This is a genomic window from Paenibacillus sp. NPDC093718 (genome assembly GCF_050279985.1).
Classification (GTDB): Bacteria; Bacillota; Bacilli; order Paenibacillales; family Paenibacillaceae; genus Paenibacillus_AQ.
In genome coordinates, this window is the sequence record NZ_JBNNUS010000001.1 from 405,955 (window position 1) to 422,934 (window position 16,980).

Genomic DNA, 16,980 nt, shown 5'->3' on the forward strand with positions numbered 1-16,980 from the left:
TTAGGAAAATACTTTCACAGGAACGATAGCCCCTGTCTCCTCTTGCCGCTTATAGATTCCCAGAAAGTTTTCCTTTATATCATACAAACGAATAGGCTCCGAGCTGTCAACTGGCGGCTCCACCGCTCTTGAGGACAAGCGCTGTCCTTGCAGGGCAGCATCGGTTTTCTCTTCAGAAACCGTATGCTTCGGCAAATAATCAATCGCTTGATCCACGGGAACAAGCCGGGTGTGCAGCGTATCATCCTTCATGAACTGCTCAATTTGCTCCAGGGTTAAGCACTGCTCCTCCGTGATTCCCGCTGATACTGTGCGCACCAGCTTAACCATGACAGATGGCACGCCGAGCTTCTTCCCGATATCCACGCAAAGCGTGCGGATGTATGTACCTTTGGAGCATAATACGCGGAAAGAAATTTCCGTATAATCCCCTTCAGCATCAAAATCCGTCATTTCGATTTCATGAATCGTGACCGTCCGGCTCTTGCGTTCCACCGTCTTCCCTTCTCTGGCAAGCTCGTATAATCGTTTACCATTGATTTTGACAGCGGAAAACATGGGCGGGATCTGCGAGATCTGGCCTGTAAAAGATTGCAGCGCTTCAAGCGCTTCCTCCCTTGTCACATGAACATCATCTGCCGTCTCCATTACATTCCCTGTAATATCCTCGGTATCCGTCGAATATCCGAGGCGGAGGACCGCATGATACTCTTTAGGCAGTTCCTGTAGGTATTCCACAACTCGTGTGGCTCGCCCCAAGCATAATGGAAGCACACCCGTTACTTCGGGGTCCAGCGTGCCCGTATGTCCGATTCGCTTCAAACGAACCATTCCCCGAACTTTCGCGACCACATCGTGGGATGTCCAGCCTGCCGGCTTGTGGACGGCCAAGATGCCTTCTAATTGCGTCATAGCTTTAATCTCACCTGCTCTATTACTCTAGGGATGATGTCATGAAGCGAGCCTTCAATGCTGCAACCGGCTGCCCGCACATGGCCGCCTCCTCCAAATATTTGGGCTAATGCCGCAACATCCACTTTTCCGGCTGAACGCAAACTCGCCTTGACCATTCCGGACTTCAGCGATTTGAACAGAATGCCAACTTCAACTCCCTGAATGTTGCGGGGGTAATTGACAATTCCCTCCAGATCCTCGCTAACAGCGCCGCATATTTCCATAAACTCAGGCGTTACGTATACCCAGGCTATTTTGCCGTCATCCGACAGACTTAACGTGTTTAACGCCTGAACCAGCACCTTCATCTGTGGAAGCGTCATTTCCTCCAGTAACGTTTCCGCAATCTCGGGTCCGTTGACGCCATAGGACAACAGATCGGAAGCAATACTCATGACCTTGGGCGATGTATTCGAATAACGAAAACCGCCGGTATCCGTTAACAATCCCGTATATATCGCCGTTGCAATATCGGCATCCCAGTTCACTTCAAACAAATTCAGCAAATCATAAAGGATTTCAGCGGTTGCTGCCGCTTCCGGCACGACCAGGTTGACGGCTCCATAACGATCATTTGTTGGATGATGGTCAATATTAACGATGCTTGCATGATCGGCAAATACTTGTTTCGTATAGCCTACTCTAGCAAAATCCGCACAATCCACGCAAATGACGTGTGAGAACGTTCTTCCAGGATGCTGTTCAGACAGATTGAGAATGTCTTCTGCATGCCACAACATTTTCATGCGTTTTGGAATGGGCCCCTCATTGATCATCGTGAATTTCTTGCCCAGACATGAGAGAAGCCAGCCCACCGCAAGGGTGGAACTGACTGCATCTCCATCGGGCTGAACATGCGACACAACCAAATAATCATCGTGCTCCAGCAGAAATGTCTTCACCTGCTGCAGCTCTTGTTCATAGGTCTGCATTCGCCCTCTCCTTTATAAAAACGAACTACTCTATTTCTCTTCGCGATCCACGATTTCGGTCAGCAGCTTCTCAATATGGCTGCCATACGCAATGGAATCATCGAATTTGAAGATCAGCTCCGGCACATGCCGGAGTCGAATCCGCTTGCCCAGCTCGGAGCGGAGAAAGCCGCTTGCCTTCTCCAACCCTTTTAAGGAAGCTGCCTTCTGCTCGTCGTCGCCGAGCACGCTCAGGTATACCTTCGCTTGAGACAGGTCATTTGTAACATCAACACCGGTCACTGTAATGAAACCGATTCTTGGGTCTTTCATCTCCGTTTGGATCAGTTGGCTGAGCTCTTTTTTAATCTGCTCGCCTACGCGCCCAGTTCTGATTTTTGCCATGGTCTGATCACCTCATTCGTTAGCGCTCTACCGTCTCCATGATGAAGGCTTCGATTACATCTCCTTCTTTGACGTCGCTATAGCTTGCCAAGGTAATACCGCACTCATAACCCTGTGCCACTTCTTTAGCGTCATCTTTAAAGCGCTTGAGGGAATCGATCTTGCCTTCATGAACGACAATGCCGTCACGGATCAAGCGAACTTCTGCGTTACGCGCAATTTTACCGGATGTCACCATACATCCTGCAATCGTACCCACTTTGCTCACTTTAAAGGTGTTGCGGACTTCCGCATGACCGATCACGGTTTCTTTGTACTCCGGATCGAGCATCCCCTTCATAGCTTGCTCAATTTCCTCGATTACATTATATATTACACGGTGCAGACGAATATCAACCTTTTCCTGCTCGGCGGTTTGCTTCGCTTGAACGTCCGGACGAACGTTAAAGCCGATAACAATCGCGTTGGAAGCAGCTGCCAAAATAATATCGGATTCCGTGATTGCCCCGGCACCGCTGTGGATAATTTTGACGCGAACGCCTTCCACCTCGATTTTGTTCAAGGAACCTTTCAGTGCCTCAACAGAACCTTGTACGTCACCTTTGATAATCACGTTAAGATCTTTAATCTCACCGTCTTTAATGTGTTGGAACAGATCATCCAGCGTCACGCGGGTATTGGTGTTCAACTCGGATTGACGATGGGTAATCGCACGCTTATCAGCGATATTGCGCGCTTTACGCTCATCTTCAAACACCATAAACGGATCGCCGGCGCCTGGAACTTCAGTCAAACCGGTAATTTCAACCGGCGTTGAAGGACCCGCTTCTTTTAATCGACGGCCTTTATCGTTCACCATCGCACGAATACGTCCAAAGCAGTTCCCCGCTACGAAGGCGTCGCCCACTTTCAATGTACCATGCTGAACGAGAATGCGTGCTACCGGGCCTCTGCCTTTATCCAGCTCTGCCTCAATAACAGTGCCGCGTGCGCGTTTGTCAGGGTTTGCTTTATATTCATTCACTTCTGCTACCAGAAGAATCATTTCAAGCAAGTCTTCCAGACCCATCCGCTGTTTCGCCGAAACGTTAACGAAGATGGTGTCTCCGCCCCACTCTTCAGGCACTAACTCGTATTCCGTCAATTCTTGTTTGACTTTATCCGGGTTAGCATCAGGTTTATCGATTTTGTTTACGGCAACGATGATCGGCAAACCTGCAGCTTTCGCATGGTTAATCGCTTCGACCGTCTGTGGCATCACGCCGTCGTCAGCCGCAACCACGATGATCGTCATATCCGTAACTTGCGCACCACGGGCACGCATGGCCGTAAACGCTTCGTGGCCTGGCGTATCCAGGAACGTAATCTTCTTGTTATTGATCTCGACCTGATAAGCACCGATATGCTGCGTAATACCGCCAGCTTCTCCACTCGATACGTTCGTGGAACGGATCGCATCAAGCAGCGTCGTTTTACCGTGGTCGACGTGACCCATGATGGTAACAACCGGTGGACGCTCTTTCAGTTCTTCCGGAGCATCGTTTTCTTCAACGGTCTCAAAACGATCTTCCTCAACCGGAATTTTCACTTCGACTTCAACACCGAATTCGCCAGCGAGCAACAGAATCGTATCGATATCCAGCTCCTGGTTGATGGTGGCCATCACGCCGAGGAAAATCAGCTTCTTGATGACTTCGGAAGCGTCCTTGTGAAGCAGCTTCGCCGTTTCACCGACGGTCATGTTGCCACGGACGATAATTTTCTTCGGCGTGTTGTCGATTTTCTCACGAGGCGGCTGCTGATTATGTTGATTCCGGCCACGGTTGTTCTTTCCACCGCGATTGTTGCCACGGAATCCACCTTGACGGTTGTTGTCATCAAAACGCTTGGAATCTGAACGATTGTTATTGTTGTTTCTGGAACCGCGGTTCTGGCTGTTACTGTTGTTGTTATTGGAGCTTGTGAATCCGCCTCCGGTTCCACCCGGCTTGCTCTGTGGACGTGCTCCGCCTTGGTTGTTGCTGCCCTGCGGACGCGATCCACCTTGATTATTGCCTTGCGGACGTGCGCCGCCTTGACCTCCGCCCTGAGGACGTGATCCGGTCTGCGTGCTGCCGCCTGGTCTGGATGCTTGGCTACGATTGTTCTGCTGACTTCCTTGTGCGGAGCCAGACTGATTTCTTCGGGTATCCTGTCCTCCTTGGGGACGCTGGGAACCTGAAGCATTCTGAGTGTTTTGATTCGTTCTACTATTCATACCTACCTGCTTTTCCTGTTGTTTTTTGGGCTGGCTTTGACCTTGTTGTCCTGTTGCTCTCTGTCCTGAATTACGCATACCGTCCTGCCCATTACGGTTGCTTTCGGCACTTACGCTAGCGGAAGTGCCTTCTGTTTTTGCATTGGATACAGTTGCAGCCGCATTGGCTCCGGAAACCGCTGGTTTACGATTCTCGGTTCGGGAAGCGTCACCACTATCCCGCTTGGCTGCTGCATTCGATTTGATATCTTTAAAGAACTGCTCGACCTTGGACACCGTATCGTTTTCCATTACGCTCATATGGTTATTGACCGGAACGTTCAAACGTTTAAGGATCGTGATGATTTCTTTACTGCTCATGTTCAACGATTTAGCATATTCGTATACTCGAAGTTTATTGTCTTTGTTTTCCTGTTTACTCAATATACTCCACCTCCGACATTGTCTCCAGTTTCTTGGAGATCATTTCTGCGAATCCTTGATCCGTAACTGCCAGCACAACCCGCTCGGGTTTACCTACACTTGTGCCCAGACTTTCCCGGTCAAATCCGATTACCAGAGGGATATTGTAAGAACCGCATTTATCGCGGATCTTCTTTGTTGTATTCACTGAGGCGTCACCCGCCAGAATAACCAATTTTGCTTCAGAAGACCGGATGGCTTTGAGCACGATCTCATCCCCGGTAACCACCTTACCTGCCCTCATGGCCAGGCCGAGCTGAGAAAGCGCCCTATTCATCATCGGCAGCACTCTCTTTTGCAGCCAGGAATTCATCTTCCACCTTGATGAAATCCTGTGCCAACTGTTCATAGATCTCAGGCTTCACATGTTGTTTCAACGCGCGATCCAGTGCTTTATTTTTGTGTGCCAGCTTGAAGCAGGAAACTTTGCCGCATAAATACGCTCCCCGCCCCGACTTTTTGCCGGTGAGATCGATCAGGACAGCATCCTCGGGAGTCCTAACAATCCGGATAAGCTCTTTCTTCGGCATCATTTCCTGACACGCTACACATTTACGCAGCGGTATCTTTCTCTGTTTCAAGACGACAACCCCCTGTCATTTGGAATTAATCGACAGAGACGGAATCCTGGTGCATTTCACCTGATTGGGACTTCGGTCTGCCAAATTCCTGCTCCGCCTGACTTTCGCTCTTAATATCAATCTTCCAGCCTGTCAGCTTCGCCGCGAGACGAGCATTCTGGCCTTTGATCCCAATCGCAAGCGAGAGTTGATAATCCGGAACAATTACACGCGCCATCTTCTCATCTTCAAACACTTGAACTTCAAGCACTTTGGATGGGCTCAGCGCATTGGCCACGTATTCTTCAACCTGATCGGAATAACGCACGATGTCAATCTTTTCGCCGCGAAGCTCATTAACAATCGTCTGTACGCGCATACCCTTAGGTCCTACGCAAGAGCCAACCGGATCGACTTCATCGTTACGGGAAAATACCGCAATTTTGGAGCGGAATCCAGCTTCGCGCGCAACCGAGCGAATTTCAACAACGCCGTCAAAGATTTCCGGCACTTCAAGCTCGAACAGGCGCTTCAAGAGGCCCGGATGCGTGCGGGACAGCATAATCTGCGGCCCTTTGGTGGTGTTCTCAACCTTGGTAATGTACGCTTTGATCCGGTCGCCATGCTTGAACTTTTCGTTAGGCATAAGCTCGGTAAGCGGCAGAGCCGCTTCGATCTTGCCAAGGTCGATATAGATGTTGCGTAAATCTTGACGCTGCAGCGTACCCGTTACGATATCATCTTCCTTGTCAATAAAAGCGCTGTAGATCAGGCCGCGTTCGGCTTCTCTAATGCGCTGGGTAACAACTTGCTTTGCCGTTTGAGCTGCAATCCGTCCAAAATCACGTGGCGTAACCTCGATTTCCGCTATATCTTCAATCTGAAAATGCGGATTGATTTCCCGGGCTGCATGCAGCGAAATTTCAGTCCGCGGATCCAGCACCTCTTCCACAATCAGCTTCCGCGCGAACACCTTGATGACACCCGTATTGCGATTCATGTCGACCCGTACATTTTGCGCCGTGTTGAAATTACGCTTGTAACTCGAGATCAGTGCCGCTTCAATGGCTTCAAACAGCACATCCTTACTGATGCCCTTTTCTCTTTCCAACTCATTCATCGCTTCAATAAAATCCATACTCATTGAAAATCGGTTCCCCCTTTCAAAACTTCCGTTTAAAAAATGATGGCCAATCTGGCACTGGCTACTTTTGCATATGGAATCACGTACTGTTTCTTGACGGTTTGAATGACTAGCTCCTCGTTATCAAAGGATTCCAGCTTGCCTTCAAACTCTTTCAACCCGTTAATCGGCTCGTATACCGTTACAAACACGTTCTTGCCGACTGACTTCGTAACATCCTCTTTTTTCTTCAGGGGACGTTCCGCGCCAGGAGAAGAGACTTCAAGAAAATAAGCTGTCGGGATCGGATCGTTCTCGTCCAGCTTCTGGCTCAGGTATTCACTGATTAAACCGCAATCGTCAATGTCAATGCCGCCGTCTTTATCAACAAACACGCGCAAGAACCAGTTGCTTCCTTCCTTAACGTATTCCACATCTACCAGTTCAAAGCCGTGTTCGTCCAAATACGGCTGCACCATTTCTTCCACAGTCGTTTTAATCTTTGATGTGCTCAAAGAACATAACCTCCAAGTTGATTTCCTATATACCAAAGAGTAAAGAGTGGGTTGCCCCACTCTTTACACAACGGTTTTATCTCCATGATTACCAAAAAAATTATAACATAGTCTGGTAATAGTGACAAGTATGACTCCTTGACTGTCAAGGCGTCACGGCCATGAAAGAATGACAAGAATCAGAACAATGACAACTGGTTGCTCTCCGGCAGACCGCGGAAGCATCCCATTTGGGTCAACAGCTCCACGGCGGTTTTGCTCGCCTTCGATTTTTGCTGGAAATCCTCGATGGAGAGGAATTCTCCATATTCACGCGCGGCGGCAATGTTGCGGGCGGCGTTATCGCCGATTCCCGCAAGCGCAGAGAACGGCGGAATGAGCGAGTCTCCATCCACCTTGAATCGGAGCGCATCCGATTCATACAGATCGATGTTCTTGAACTTGAAGCCCCTCGCCGTCATCTCCAGCGCCATCTCCAGAATCGGCAGCATTCCTTTTTCTTTCGGGCTTGCTCCGAAGCCCAGCTGCTCGATCTCTTCAATCCGGCGATAAATCGCCTCATAACCCTGACAGCATAATTCGATATCGAAATCCTCAGCACGCACCGAGAAGTACGTTGCATAATATTCGATCGGATAATACAGCTTGAAGTAAGCCGTCCGCACCGCTGAGATAACATACGCGGCGGCGTGGGCTTTCGGGAACATGTACTGGATTTTGAGACAAGAATCAATGTACCACTGCGGCACTTTGCATTTCTTCATCTCGTCAATCCATTCCTGTGACAATCCCCGGCCTTTACGTACGCTTTCCGTAATCTTAAACGCGAGGCTCGCGTCCATGCCAGCCTTATAAATCAGAAACAACATGATATCATCACGGCAACCAATAACGGTTTTGATGTTGCATGTCCCATTCTTGATGAGCTCTTGCGCGTTGCCAAGCCAAACGCCGGTTCCGTGTGACAGACCCGAGATTTGCAACAAGTCGGCAAAACTCGACGGCTGCGATTCCACCAGCATCTGGCGTACGAATTTGGTGCCCATCTCCGGCACGCCGAAGGTGGCCACCGGCGAGCGTATTTGCTCCGGCTTGACGCCCAGCGCTTCCGTTGAGTTAAACATGCTCATCACTTTCGGATCGTTCATCGGAATGGTCGTTGGATCCACGCCGGTCAAGTCTTGGAGCATTCTCATCATCGTCGGATCATCATGCCCGAGAATATCCAGCTTGAGCAGATTCGCTTCAAAGGCGTGATAATCAAAATGCGTCGTTTTCCACTCTGCGTTAACATCGTCCGCGGGGAATTGCACCGGCGTAATTTCTTCCACTTCGATGTAATCCGGCACAACGACAATACCGCCGGGATGCTGGCCTGTGCTCCGCTTGACGCCGGTACAGCCTGATGCCAGCCGGTTCAATTCTGCGCCCCGCCAGCGCTTGTTGTTGTGTTCCTCATATTTTTTGGCAAAGCCAAACGCCGTCTTCTCTGCCACGGTGCCGATGGTACCGGCACGGAATACGTTCTCCTCGCCAAACATCTCTTTAGTGAAATTATGGGCATGCGGCTGATATTCACCGGAGAAGTTCAAGTCAATATCGGGAACCTTATCCCCTTTAAAACCCAGGAAGGTTTCGAATGGTATATCCTGTCCCTCGCCTTTCATCATGTTTCCGCATTCCGGACAAGCCTTATCCGGCAAGTCAAATCCACTCGGCACGCTGCCGTCCAGGAACCATTCGCTGTGCTTGCAGTCGCTGTTCAAGCAAATGTAGTGGGCGGGAAGCGGGTTAACCTCGGATATGCCGAGGAATGTGGCAACGACGGATGAGCCTACGGAACCCCGTGAACCAACCAAATAACCGTCCCGGTTCGATTTCTTAACCAGTTTCTCGGAAATCAAATAGTTCGCTGAGAAACCGTATTTAATGATCGGCTCAAGCTCTTTCTCCAACCGGGCCACTACGACTTCCGGCAAGTTCTCGCCATAAATGGACTTGGCCGTGTCGTAGCAGGTGTTGCGGATTTCTTCATCCGCGCCATCCAGAATCGGCGTAAACAGCTTATCCGGGAACAATTCCAACTCTTCAAAGCGGTCGGCCAGCTCGCTAGTGTTCGTTACAACAACTTCATAACATTTGTTCTGTCCCAAAAACTCGAACTCTTCGAGCATCTCTTCCGTAGTCCGAAAATGCGCGTCAGGCTTGCGCATATCCTTGAGCGGGCTGAAACCGGTAATCCCATGGATGGTAATGTCCCGGAACAGCTTATCCCGTGGTTCAAGATAGTGCACGTTTCCTGTGGCGATGACCGGCTTGTTCAGCTTTTCGCCGATGCGCACGACTTTGGCAATTGCGGTTTTGATCTCTTCGGGACTGCCTACCAAGCCCTTGTCCACCAAATGCATATACATCGTCAACGGCTGAATCTCCAAAACATCGTAGAAGTCCGCAATCTCTTCGGCTTCCTCCTCCGTTTTGTTCAGCACCGTCTCGAAGAACTCCCCTTTTTCGCAGCCGGAAAGCACCAGCAACCCATCTCGCATCTCTTGAAGCTTGGATTTAGGAATACACGGCACTCGCTTGAAATATTCGGTATGCGACATGGAGATCAGCTTGTACAGGTTTTTCTTGCCCGTCATATTCAAAGCATAAATACCGCAGTGGAACGGACGGGTATTGGACAGATCCGTACCGACGTAATCATTGAGGCGGTCCAGCATCTTGACACCTTTGGTTTTGTCCACATCGCTAAGGAGCCCGTTCAGGATTCCAGCCAGCGCAATCGTATCGTCAATCGCTCGGTGATGGCTTTCGAGCAGTACCTTATACTTGTCAGCCAATGTGTTAAGACGATGATTCTTAAGTCCCGGATGCACCAGACGTGCAAGCTCCAGCGTATCCAGGTAGGGATTGTCGAGCGTATCCATCCCGGCATTCTTAAGTGCTGCCTGAATGAATCCCATGTCAAATCGAGCGTTGTGAGCCACAAGCACGGCATCCCCGACGAATTCAACAAACTCTTTCAGTACCGGCTCCAGTTCCGGAGCATCCTTAACCATATCATCATTGATATTGGTCAATTGCTGGATATGGTACGGAATGCGCTCATGCGGGTTAACAAAAGTGGCGTATCGGCCAATTTCCTTGCCCTCGTTCATTTTAACTGCTGCCAGCTCGATAATCTTGTTCGCGGTGATGGACAAACCTGTGGTTTCAATATCGAATACCACGTAAGTCGCACTGCTCAGTTCAATCGGCTGTGCCTGTTCGACGATGTTGACGGCATCATTCACAACGTTGGCCTCGACGCCGTACATCATTTTAATCCCGTGTTTCTTTGCGTTCTTGGCTGCATCAGGGTAACATTGCACCCCGCCATGATCACTAACGGCAATCGCTTTATGTCCCCAGGCAGCCGCGGTCTTGATGTATCGGTCGATCGGCGTGACTGCGTCCATCGTGCTCATCGTTGTATGCAGGTGGAATTCTACCCGTTTCTCGGCTGCATTATCCTTACGAGATGGCGGTGACGGCACTTCATTGAGGTCGGACGGAATCATCACCAGCTCCGGCACCTGCATAAACCGGTCATATTCCACGCGCCCGCGTGCCTTCACCCATTTGCCGTTTTCAAGCAGGCTCAGGACCTTCAAGTCATCCTTCGTCTTACCAAACATTTTCATTTGCAAGGAATCGCTGAAATCCGTCAGATAGAATGTAAATAATGTACTTCCGTTGCGAAGCTCCTTACGATCCAATCCGAAGATGGTTCCCTGAATCGTAATTTTCTTCTCTTCGTCTTGGATCTCCTGAAGCGGAACCGGTTGTTCCTTGATATCATACCCAACCTGCAGCCGAACCGCGCCCTCTTCCTCATCCTCGGCATCCAGCTCAGCTTCCATGCTGCTCATGATCTGCTCGATGACCTCGCGTTCTTCTTCTCGCTTCCTCTGCTCGAACTCCTCGTATGCCGCCTGACCATTATCGCCGACCTGCATTTTCACGCGCAGCGTCAGATCGAAATATTGCCCGAAAAAGCGGGTAATGGCGGAATCGATCTGTTTCTTGCGGGCAAGCTCCAGCGACATGCCATCCGACATGGAGAGTAGGACTTGCCCATCTTCCACCTCGTATTTAGCCCTTGTCATCCATCCGTTAACCGAAGGGATCTCCCGATGTGCCCATTCTAGAAACAAACCCCAGTATTCTTGCACGATATCTGCTTCGGGAACGTTGCCTCCATATCGGAACACAAATTTGATCTTCGCGATATGACCCATCTTCTCCTGAATTCTCAGACAAAATGTGCGATAGACCTCAGCTGGAACCAAGGTCTCCTTCAGGACGGTTATTCTCCAGTCCTTGCTGGCCTTGCTTGTCTCTACCTGCTCGATCACACCATCCAAAAAATAGGGTTCCACCAGATTGGCCGGAACTTCTCCCTGCTTGATCAGCAGTTCAAATCGCTTCCTTTTATCTTCTGTTGTGCCCATGGTTCCCTCCCCCTGCATTACATAAAGCTATAAGAAAAACTTCTACATCCACAGAATCAGATTGCGTTAAGCGGATGTAAAAAATAGAATAAAGCTTCCGCCGGCAGCACCCATTCGTCCTGCCCCAAAAAGTAAGAGCGTCCGCCATACTGCCATCCGGAAGCTTACTCCAGATGATGAATCCCGGTTCTGGACGAAGGACTCCTCCCTCACCCAAACTTACGGGAATTCATATTATCGATTTACTAGTACGCTCTCGCGAACAGCACGGTATGTTTCGCATCTTCACCGCATACGAGACACTTGGTTTTCTTCTCGGCCGGTTCGAACGGAATGTTTCTGCTCGTAGCACCGGTTTCTTGCTTGACGGTATCTTCGCAAGCTTCCGAACCGCACCATCCAGCCAAGGTAAACCCGCGTTTTTCCTCCATGCTGTCCTTCATTTCATCCAGTGTCTCCACCGAATAGAAATGATCCTCACGGAACTGCTTCGCGCGCTCGAACATTTCATGGTGCACCTGCTCCAGCATATTCTGTACTTCCTGGGTCAGATTAGCTTGCTCTACGATTTTCTTCTCGCCTGTAATGCGGGAGACAAGCACGCACACACCATTTTCCATGTCACGCGGTCCGATCTCCAGTCGCACCGGCACTCCGCGCATTTCATACTCATTGAATTTCCAGCCTGGACGCACATCCGGATTGTCATCAACGCGTACGCGGATGCCTGCGGCTTTCAGTTCACGGAACAGTTCGTCGGTACGGCCCACAACCGCGTCTCTCGTCTTCGGCGGACCAATTGGAATCATGATCACTTGCGTTGGCGCGACTTTAGGAGGAAGCACCAATCCGCGGTCATCCCCATGGACCATAATCAAGGAACCGATGAGACGTGTGCTGACGCCCCAGGATGTCGTATGCGCGTATTCCAGCGTATTTTCACGATTCAAATATTGGATGTCAAAAGCTTGCGAGAAGTTGGTCCCCATATAATGCGAAGTACCGGCCTGTACAGCTCGTCCGTCTTTCATCATCGCTTCGATCGAGAACGTATCCACGGCGCCAGCGAATTTCTCCGAAGGTGTCTTCTGCCCTTTAATTACCGGAATCGCGAGGTAGTCCTCTACGAATTGCTGATAGATATCCAGCATTTGCATGGTTTCCCCTCTGGCCTCAACTTCCGTTTCGTGAGCGGTATGGCCTTCTTGCCATAGAAACTCACTTGTGCGAAGGAACGGCAGCGTGCGTTTTTCCCAGCGCACCACGTTAGCCCACTGGTTAATCAGCACAGGGAGATCACGATAGGATTGAATCCATTTGGAATACATGTGCCCGAACATCGTTTCGGAAGTCGGACGGATCGCCAGACGTTCCTCCAGCTTCTCTCCAGCTGCTTCCGTGACCCATGGCAGCTCGGGATTAAATCCTTCGACATGCTCCTTCTCCTTTTGGAAAAAGCTCTCGGGAATGAACAGCGGGAAATACGCATTCCGATGGCCCGTTGCCTTAAAGCGTCGATCCAACTCTTCCTGGATATGCTCCCAGATTTCATAACCGTCCGGTTTGAAGACGATGCAGCCTCTGACTGGAGAATAATCCATCAGGTCCGCTTTTTTGATGACATCGATATACCAGCGCGAGAAATCTTCCGCTTGCGGCGTAATCTCCGTCACGAATTGTTTATCCTTCGATTCCTTAGACATATAAATCGTGTGCCTCCCATTAGTAAAACGCGTGGTCTAAACCCTGATTAAACGGCTTGACTGGCGTTGTTGGCGATATGTGTGAACGAGCTGCAGCTATATAGCCCGCCCTGTATTTATAGTAACTCCATTTGCTAGATATCGTTAAACATGAAAATCTGCTAACAATAGAAAAGGTACGGCTTCCGTTGCGGCTGGCGCACCGAGCCGTACCTTAGGTTTTTATCCGTTGATCAAACGCAAAATATCGTTATAGGTGACGGCTATCATTAGCAGGAACAGCATCGCAAACCCGATAAAATGAACCATGCCTTCTCTGTTCGGGTCAACTGGCTTGCCCCTTAAAGCTTCGATCCCTAAGAATACGAGCCGGCTTCCATCGAGTGCCGGAATCGGCAGCAGATTGAATATGCCCAGGTACAGGCTTAGAATGGCTGCCCAATAAGTGAGCTGTTCGATACCCTGCTTGGCGATTTGCCCCGTCACTTCGAACGTCCGTACAGGACCGCCAAGATCATCCATGGAGAACTTCTGAATCAACTGTCTGAAGCCCTGGAAGATAATATTCGTTGTATCTACCATTGCGGTCCCGGACCCGGTAATTGTCTCCCCAATTCCTGCGGATCGGGTAGGAAGCTTTGGAACAATCCCGACCTTGCCGCCTTCCTGTCCCTCCATCGTCCGCGGAGTTAAGGTCAGATCAAAGGATTCCTCGCCCCGGCGCACAGTCCATTCCATCGGCTTGTCCTTGGAAGCCGCAATCAATTCGATCATCTTTTGATAATCGGCACCAATGGCGGTTCCGTTAATGCTCTCGATGATGTCTCCCTCTTTCAGATCGGCTTCATCTGCAGGCATGCCTTTGGTAATTTCGCCAATCTGCACATAGGTTGGGTTCTCAACCGGAATGCCGGCCATTTGAATGTGAAGGGCAAACAGCACGAAGGCCAGAATGAAGTTCATGACAGGACCGGCAAAAATCGCAAGCGCTCGTTGGCCGACGGTTTTGCTGCCGAATTGGCGGTCTCTCGGTGCGATCTGCGTCTCGACACCTTTGGCTACCGTCAAGGCTTGCGGATGGATTTCAAATTGCTGGAATTCACCATCCACATCAAGCCTAACCGACAAACGATCCACCATATCCATAAACTGGACTTCGCCGCGAATGACATTTTTACGGTTGTCGAGTTGATCCAGATAAATCTTTTTCACTTGATTCTCTGCATTCAATCGAACCGCAATCGTCTGACCAGGCTGAATCTCGACAAGTTCCGGATCTTCCCCGGCCATACGGGCATATCCGCCGAATGGAAGAAGACGAAGCGTAAACTGTGTTTCATGGCGTTTATATGAGAACAGCTTTGGACCAAATCCAATCGCGAACTCGCGTACCAAGATTCCGGCACGCCGGGCAAAATAATAGTGACCCCATTCGTGCACGGTAACGATCACAAAAAACATGAGTACCGTTAAAAAAACGACCCGAACCATTTCCAATTCTTTACATCCCCCTTTTCCTCTGAGAACGCAGTATGTCCCTATAGATTATCATTATTCTCCTGTCGTCCACAAGAGAATCACAAGCTGTCCGCTTTTTTTCAAGGGAGATTTCAAAAACACTTCAAATCCTATAGTCGGGAAGCTAATTCACGTGAGATCCGATCGCTCTCTTCAATCGTTTCCAGTGCCGGTTCCGGCGCAACATGATGGCTTTGCAGCACTTCCTCAATGATCTCTTCAATTCGCAGAAAAGAGATTTCGCCGCGAAGAAACCGGGCGACCGCAACTTCATTAGCTGCGTTGAATACCGTTGGCGCTGTCCCACCCATTTTACCACATTCATAAGCAAGCCTTAAACAAGGAAAACGCTCCAGGTCCATCTCCCGGAAATGCAGCTTGCCCGCTTCCGCCAAAGATAGCCTTGGTGCAGGCGAAGACCACCGTTCCGGATAGGTCAGCGCATATTGAATCGGAACCCGCATATCCGGGTTGCCGAGCTGGGCAATGATGCTCGAATCACGGAATTCCACAAAAGAGTGAATGATGCTTTCCGGGTGAAGCAGCACAGAAATGTTGTCGTAAGGAATACCATACAACCAATGGGCCTCGATCACCTCAAGCCCTTTATTGACCATGGTGGCCGAATCAATCGTGATTTTGGCACCCATGGACCAGTTTGGATGTTTAAGCGCATCCTCCACCGTAACGTTGACCAGCTGTTCCCGAGTGTAATCCCGGAATGAGCCTCCGGAAGCCGTCAGCGTGATCCGTTCAATATCCTCATGCCGCTCTCCGTTCAGGCATTGGAATATGGCGGAATGCTCGCTATCGATCGGCAAGAGTTTTACCCCTTTGGCAGTCGCTCGGGCCGTAACCAGATGACCTGCCGTTACTAACGTCTCCTTATTGGCGAGCCCAATGGTCTTCCCCTCATCAATCGCTGCAAGCGTAGAGGACAGCCCCAAACTTCCAACGACCGCTGTAACCACCATTTCCGCATCTGTCGCTGCCGCAATCTCGATCAAGCCTTCATGACCATGGAACACTTCGGTTCCGGCAGGAAGCTCATGCCTTATGCTGTCAGCAAGCTCTTTCGTGGCAACGGACACTTTGCGCGGAGAAAACTCCTTGACCTGCTGAAGCAGCACTTCCTTATTACTCCCTGCAGCAAGGCCCTCAATCTGAAAATGTTCCCGGTGTTTCCTCACAACATCCAAAGTCTGGGTACCTATGGAGCCGGTGGAGCCGAGTACGCTGATCTTCTTCATGCAACATCTTTCCTTTCATCAGTAAGGCAGGAGACTCAATATATGTACAAACGGAAATACGACGATCCAACTGTCACATCGATCCAGTATCCCTCCATGGCCCGGCAGCAGTTTGCCCGAATCCTTGATGTCATACACCCGTTTATAGGCGGATTGCACCAAATCCCCGAGTTGACCGATAACAGCGCATGAAAGTCCGATCAGAATCGCTTGTCCAGCCGTCAGGAATCCATCTGAGAAGAATGAAAAGAGCAGAGATGTGAACACGGCGATGACCACACCGCCGAGCGCACCCTCAACCGTTTTGTTCGGACTAATGGAAGGCCACAGTTTATGGCGCCCCATGGCGCGTCCGACAAAATACGCTCCCGCATCACTTGCCCAGATCGAGGCCAGAAGCAGAAAAGTCCAGAATACGCCATGGCCGTCAGGAGCATGTCGTGATTCGGCAATAAAGGAAAATCCGATTCCGATATACGCTGATGCCAAAAACAATAAAGAAACCCGTTTGATATCAATTACATTCTTCGTCGTCACGGTCGCCAGTAAAAATAAAAGCAGCAGGAGCCAAAGTACATGTTCCCACGGGATCTGAATATTCAAATCAAGCGGACCCCATGGAAATACAAGCAGCAGCACCCCCGCATATCCAATCCACGCCGTTTCCCCGAACGGTGCCGTATTGGTCATGCGCACAAACTCATAATAACCGATTAGCGCCATCGCCAGAATAAGAAGATGGTACCACAGACCGCCTATGAAACATAATCCTAAAAAGACCGCTCCCGCTATAATTCCGGTAATCAATCGCTGTTTCAAAACGTTC

Annotated in this window: 13 protein-coding genes; all 13 read right to left on the reverse strand. The window is 50.0% G+C overall.

Annotated features, from left to right (window positions below):
• Complete coding sequence (gene truB, locus ACQKPA_RS01950; RefSeq protein ID WP_427488939.1) at positions 1-912, reverse strand: tRNA pseudouridine(55) synthase TruB; 912 nt, start codon at positions 910-912, stop codon at positions 1-3.
• Positions 909-1,886: a DHH family phosphoesterase gene (locus ACQKPA_RS01955; RefSeq protein WP_427488941.1), complete on the reverse strand. Its 978-nt coding sequence runs from the start codon at positions 1,884-1,886 to the stop codon at positions 909-911. The genes truB and ACQKPA_RS01955 overlap by 4 nt, the downstream gene beginning before the upstream one ends.
• 30 nt (positions 1,887-1,916) lie before the next feature.
• Positions 1,917-2,270 (reverse strand): 30S ribosome-binding factor RbfA, encoded by a 354-nt coding sequence (rbfA, locus tag ACQKPA_RS01960; protein ID WP_071220121.1) that lies wholly within the window; start codon positions 2,268-2,270, stop codon positions 1,917-1,919.
• 19 nt (positions 2,271-2,289) lie between these two features.
• The gene (gene infB / locus ACQKPA_RS01965; RefSeq protein ID WP_427488944.1) at positions 2,290-4,950 is read right to left on the reverse strand and encodes a translation initiation factor IF-2; all 2,661 of its coding nucleotides are present in this window, start codon (positions 4,948-4,950) and stop codon (positions 2,290-2,292) included.
• Positions 4,943-5,266: a YlxQ family RNA-binding protein gene (locus ACQKPA_RS01970; protein ID WP_181469797.1), complete on the reverse strand. Its 324-nt coding sequence runs from the start codon at positions 5,264-5,266 to the stop codon at positions 4,943-4,945. Before ACQKPA_RS01970 ends, infB begins: the two co-directional genes overlap by 8 nt.
• Positions 5,259-5,570, reverse strand: coding sequence for an RNase P modulator RnpM (gene rnpM / locus ACQKPA_RS01975; protein WP_053492673.1), 312 nt, complete (start codon positions 5,568-5,570; stop codon positions 5,259-5,261). Before rnpM ends, ACQKPA_RS01970 begins: the two co-directional genes overlap by 8 nt.
• A gap of 25 nt (positions 5,571-5,595) precedes the next feature.
• Positions 5,596-6,693 (reverse strand): transcription termination factor NusA, encoded by a 1,098-nt coding sequence (nusA, locus tag ACQKPA_RS01980; protein ID WP_071220118.1) that lies wholly within the window; start codon positions 6,691-6,693, stop codon positions 5,596-5,598.
• A 32-nt stretch (positions 6,694-6,725) separates the two neighbouring features.
• A complete protein-coding gene (gene rimP, locus ACQKPA_RS01985) occupies positions 6,726-7,187 on the reverse strand; it encodes a ribosome maturation factor RimP (RefSeq protein ID WP_427488947.1) in 462 nt (153 codons plus the stop codon).
• Between the two features lie 179 nt (positions 7,188-7,366).
• Positions 7,367-11,683, reverse strand: a complete 4,317-nt coding sequence (locus ACQKPA_RS01990; RefSeq protein WP_427488949.1) for a PolC-type DNA polymerase III — start codon at positions 11,681-11,683, stop codon at positions 7,367-7,369.
• 245 nt (positions 11,684-11,928) lie between these two features.
• Positions 11,929-13,386, reverse strand: coding sequence for a proline--tRNA ligase (gene proS / locus ACQKPA_RS01995; protein ID WP_427488951.1), 1,458 nt, complete (start codon positions 13,384-13,386; stop codon positions 11,929-11,931).
• Between the two features lie 222 nt (positions 13,387-13,608).
• On the reverse strand, positions 13,609-14,877 hold the full coding sequence (rseP, locus tag ACQKPA_RS02000) for an RIP metalloprotease RseP (protein WP_427490229.1): 1,269 nt from the start codon (positions 14,875-14,877) through the stop codon (positions 13,609-13,611).
• Between the two features lie 137 nt (positions 14,878-15,014).
• Positions 15,015-16,154 (reverse strand): 1-deoxy-D-xylulose-5-phosphate reductoisomerase, encoded by a 1,140-nt coding sequence (locus ACQKPA_RS02005; RefSeq protein WP_427488953.1) that lies wholly within the window; start codon positions 16,152-16,154, stop codon positions 15,015-15,017.
• Between the two features lie 18 nt (positions 16,155-16,172).
• Positions 16,173-16,973 carry a phosphatidate cytidylyltransferase gene (locus ACQKPA_RS02010; protein ID WP_427488955.1) on the reverse strand — a complete coding sequence of 267 codons (801 nt, stop codon included), beginning with the start codon at positions 16,971-16,973 and terminating at the stop codon, positions 16,173-16,175.
• Positions 16,974-16,980: the final 7 nt, after the last annotated feature.

Bases quoted from the DNA above. Each gene is read 5' to 3' on its own strand.
- ACQKPA_RS01990 (WP_427488949.1), bottom strand. From the start codon at position 11,683: ATGGGCACAACAGAAGATAAAAGGAAGCGATTTGAACTGCTGATCAAG.
- nusA (WP_071220118.1), bottom strand. From the start codon at position 6,693: ATGAGTATGGATTTTATTGAAGCGATGAATGAGTTGGAAAGAGAAAAG.
- ACQKPA_RS01955 (WP_427488941.1), bottom strand. From the start codon at position 1,886: ATGCAGACCTATGAACAAGAGCTGCAGCAGGTGAAGACATTTCTGCTG.
- proS (WP_427488951.1), bottom strand. From the start codon at position 13,386: ATGTCTAAGGAATCGAAGGATAAACAATTCGTGACGGAGATTACGCCG.
- truB (WP_427488939.1), bottom strand. From the start codon at position 912: ATGACGCAATTAGAAGGCATCTTGGCCGTCCACAAGCCGGCAGGCTGG.
- rseP (WP_427490229.1), bottom strand. From the start codon at position 14,877: ATGGTTCGGGTCGTTTTTTTAACGGTACTCATGTTTTTTGTGATCGTT.
- ACQKPA_RS01970 (WP_181469797.1), bottom strand. From the start codon at position 5,266: ATGAATAGGGCGCTTTCTCAGCTCGGCCTGGCCATGAGGGCAGGTAAG.
- rbfA (WP_071220121.1), bottom strand. From the start codon at position 2,270: ATGGCAAAAATCAGAACTGGGCGCGTAGGCGAGCAGATTAAAAAAGAG.
- ACQKPA_RS02005 (WP_427488953.1), bottom strand. From the start codon at position 16,154: ATGAAGAAGATCAGCGTACTCGGCTCCACCGGCTCCATAGGTACCCAG.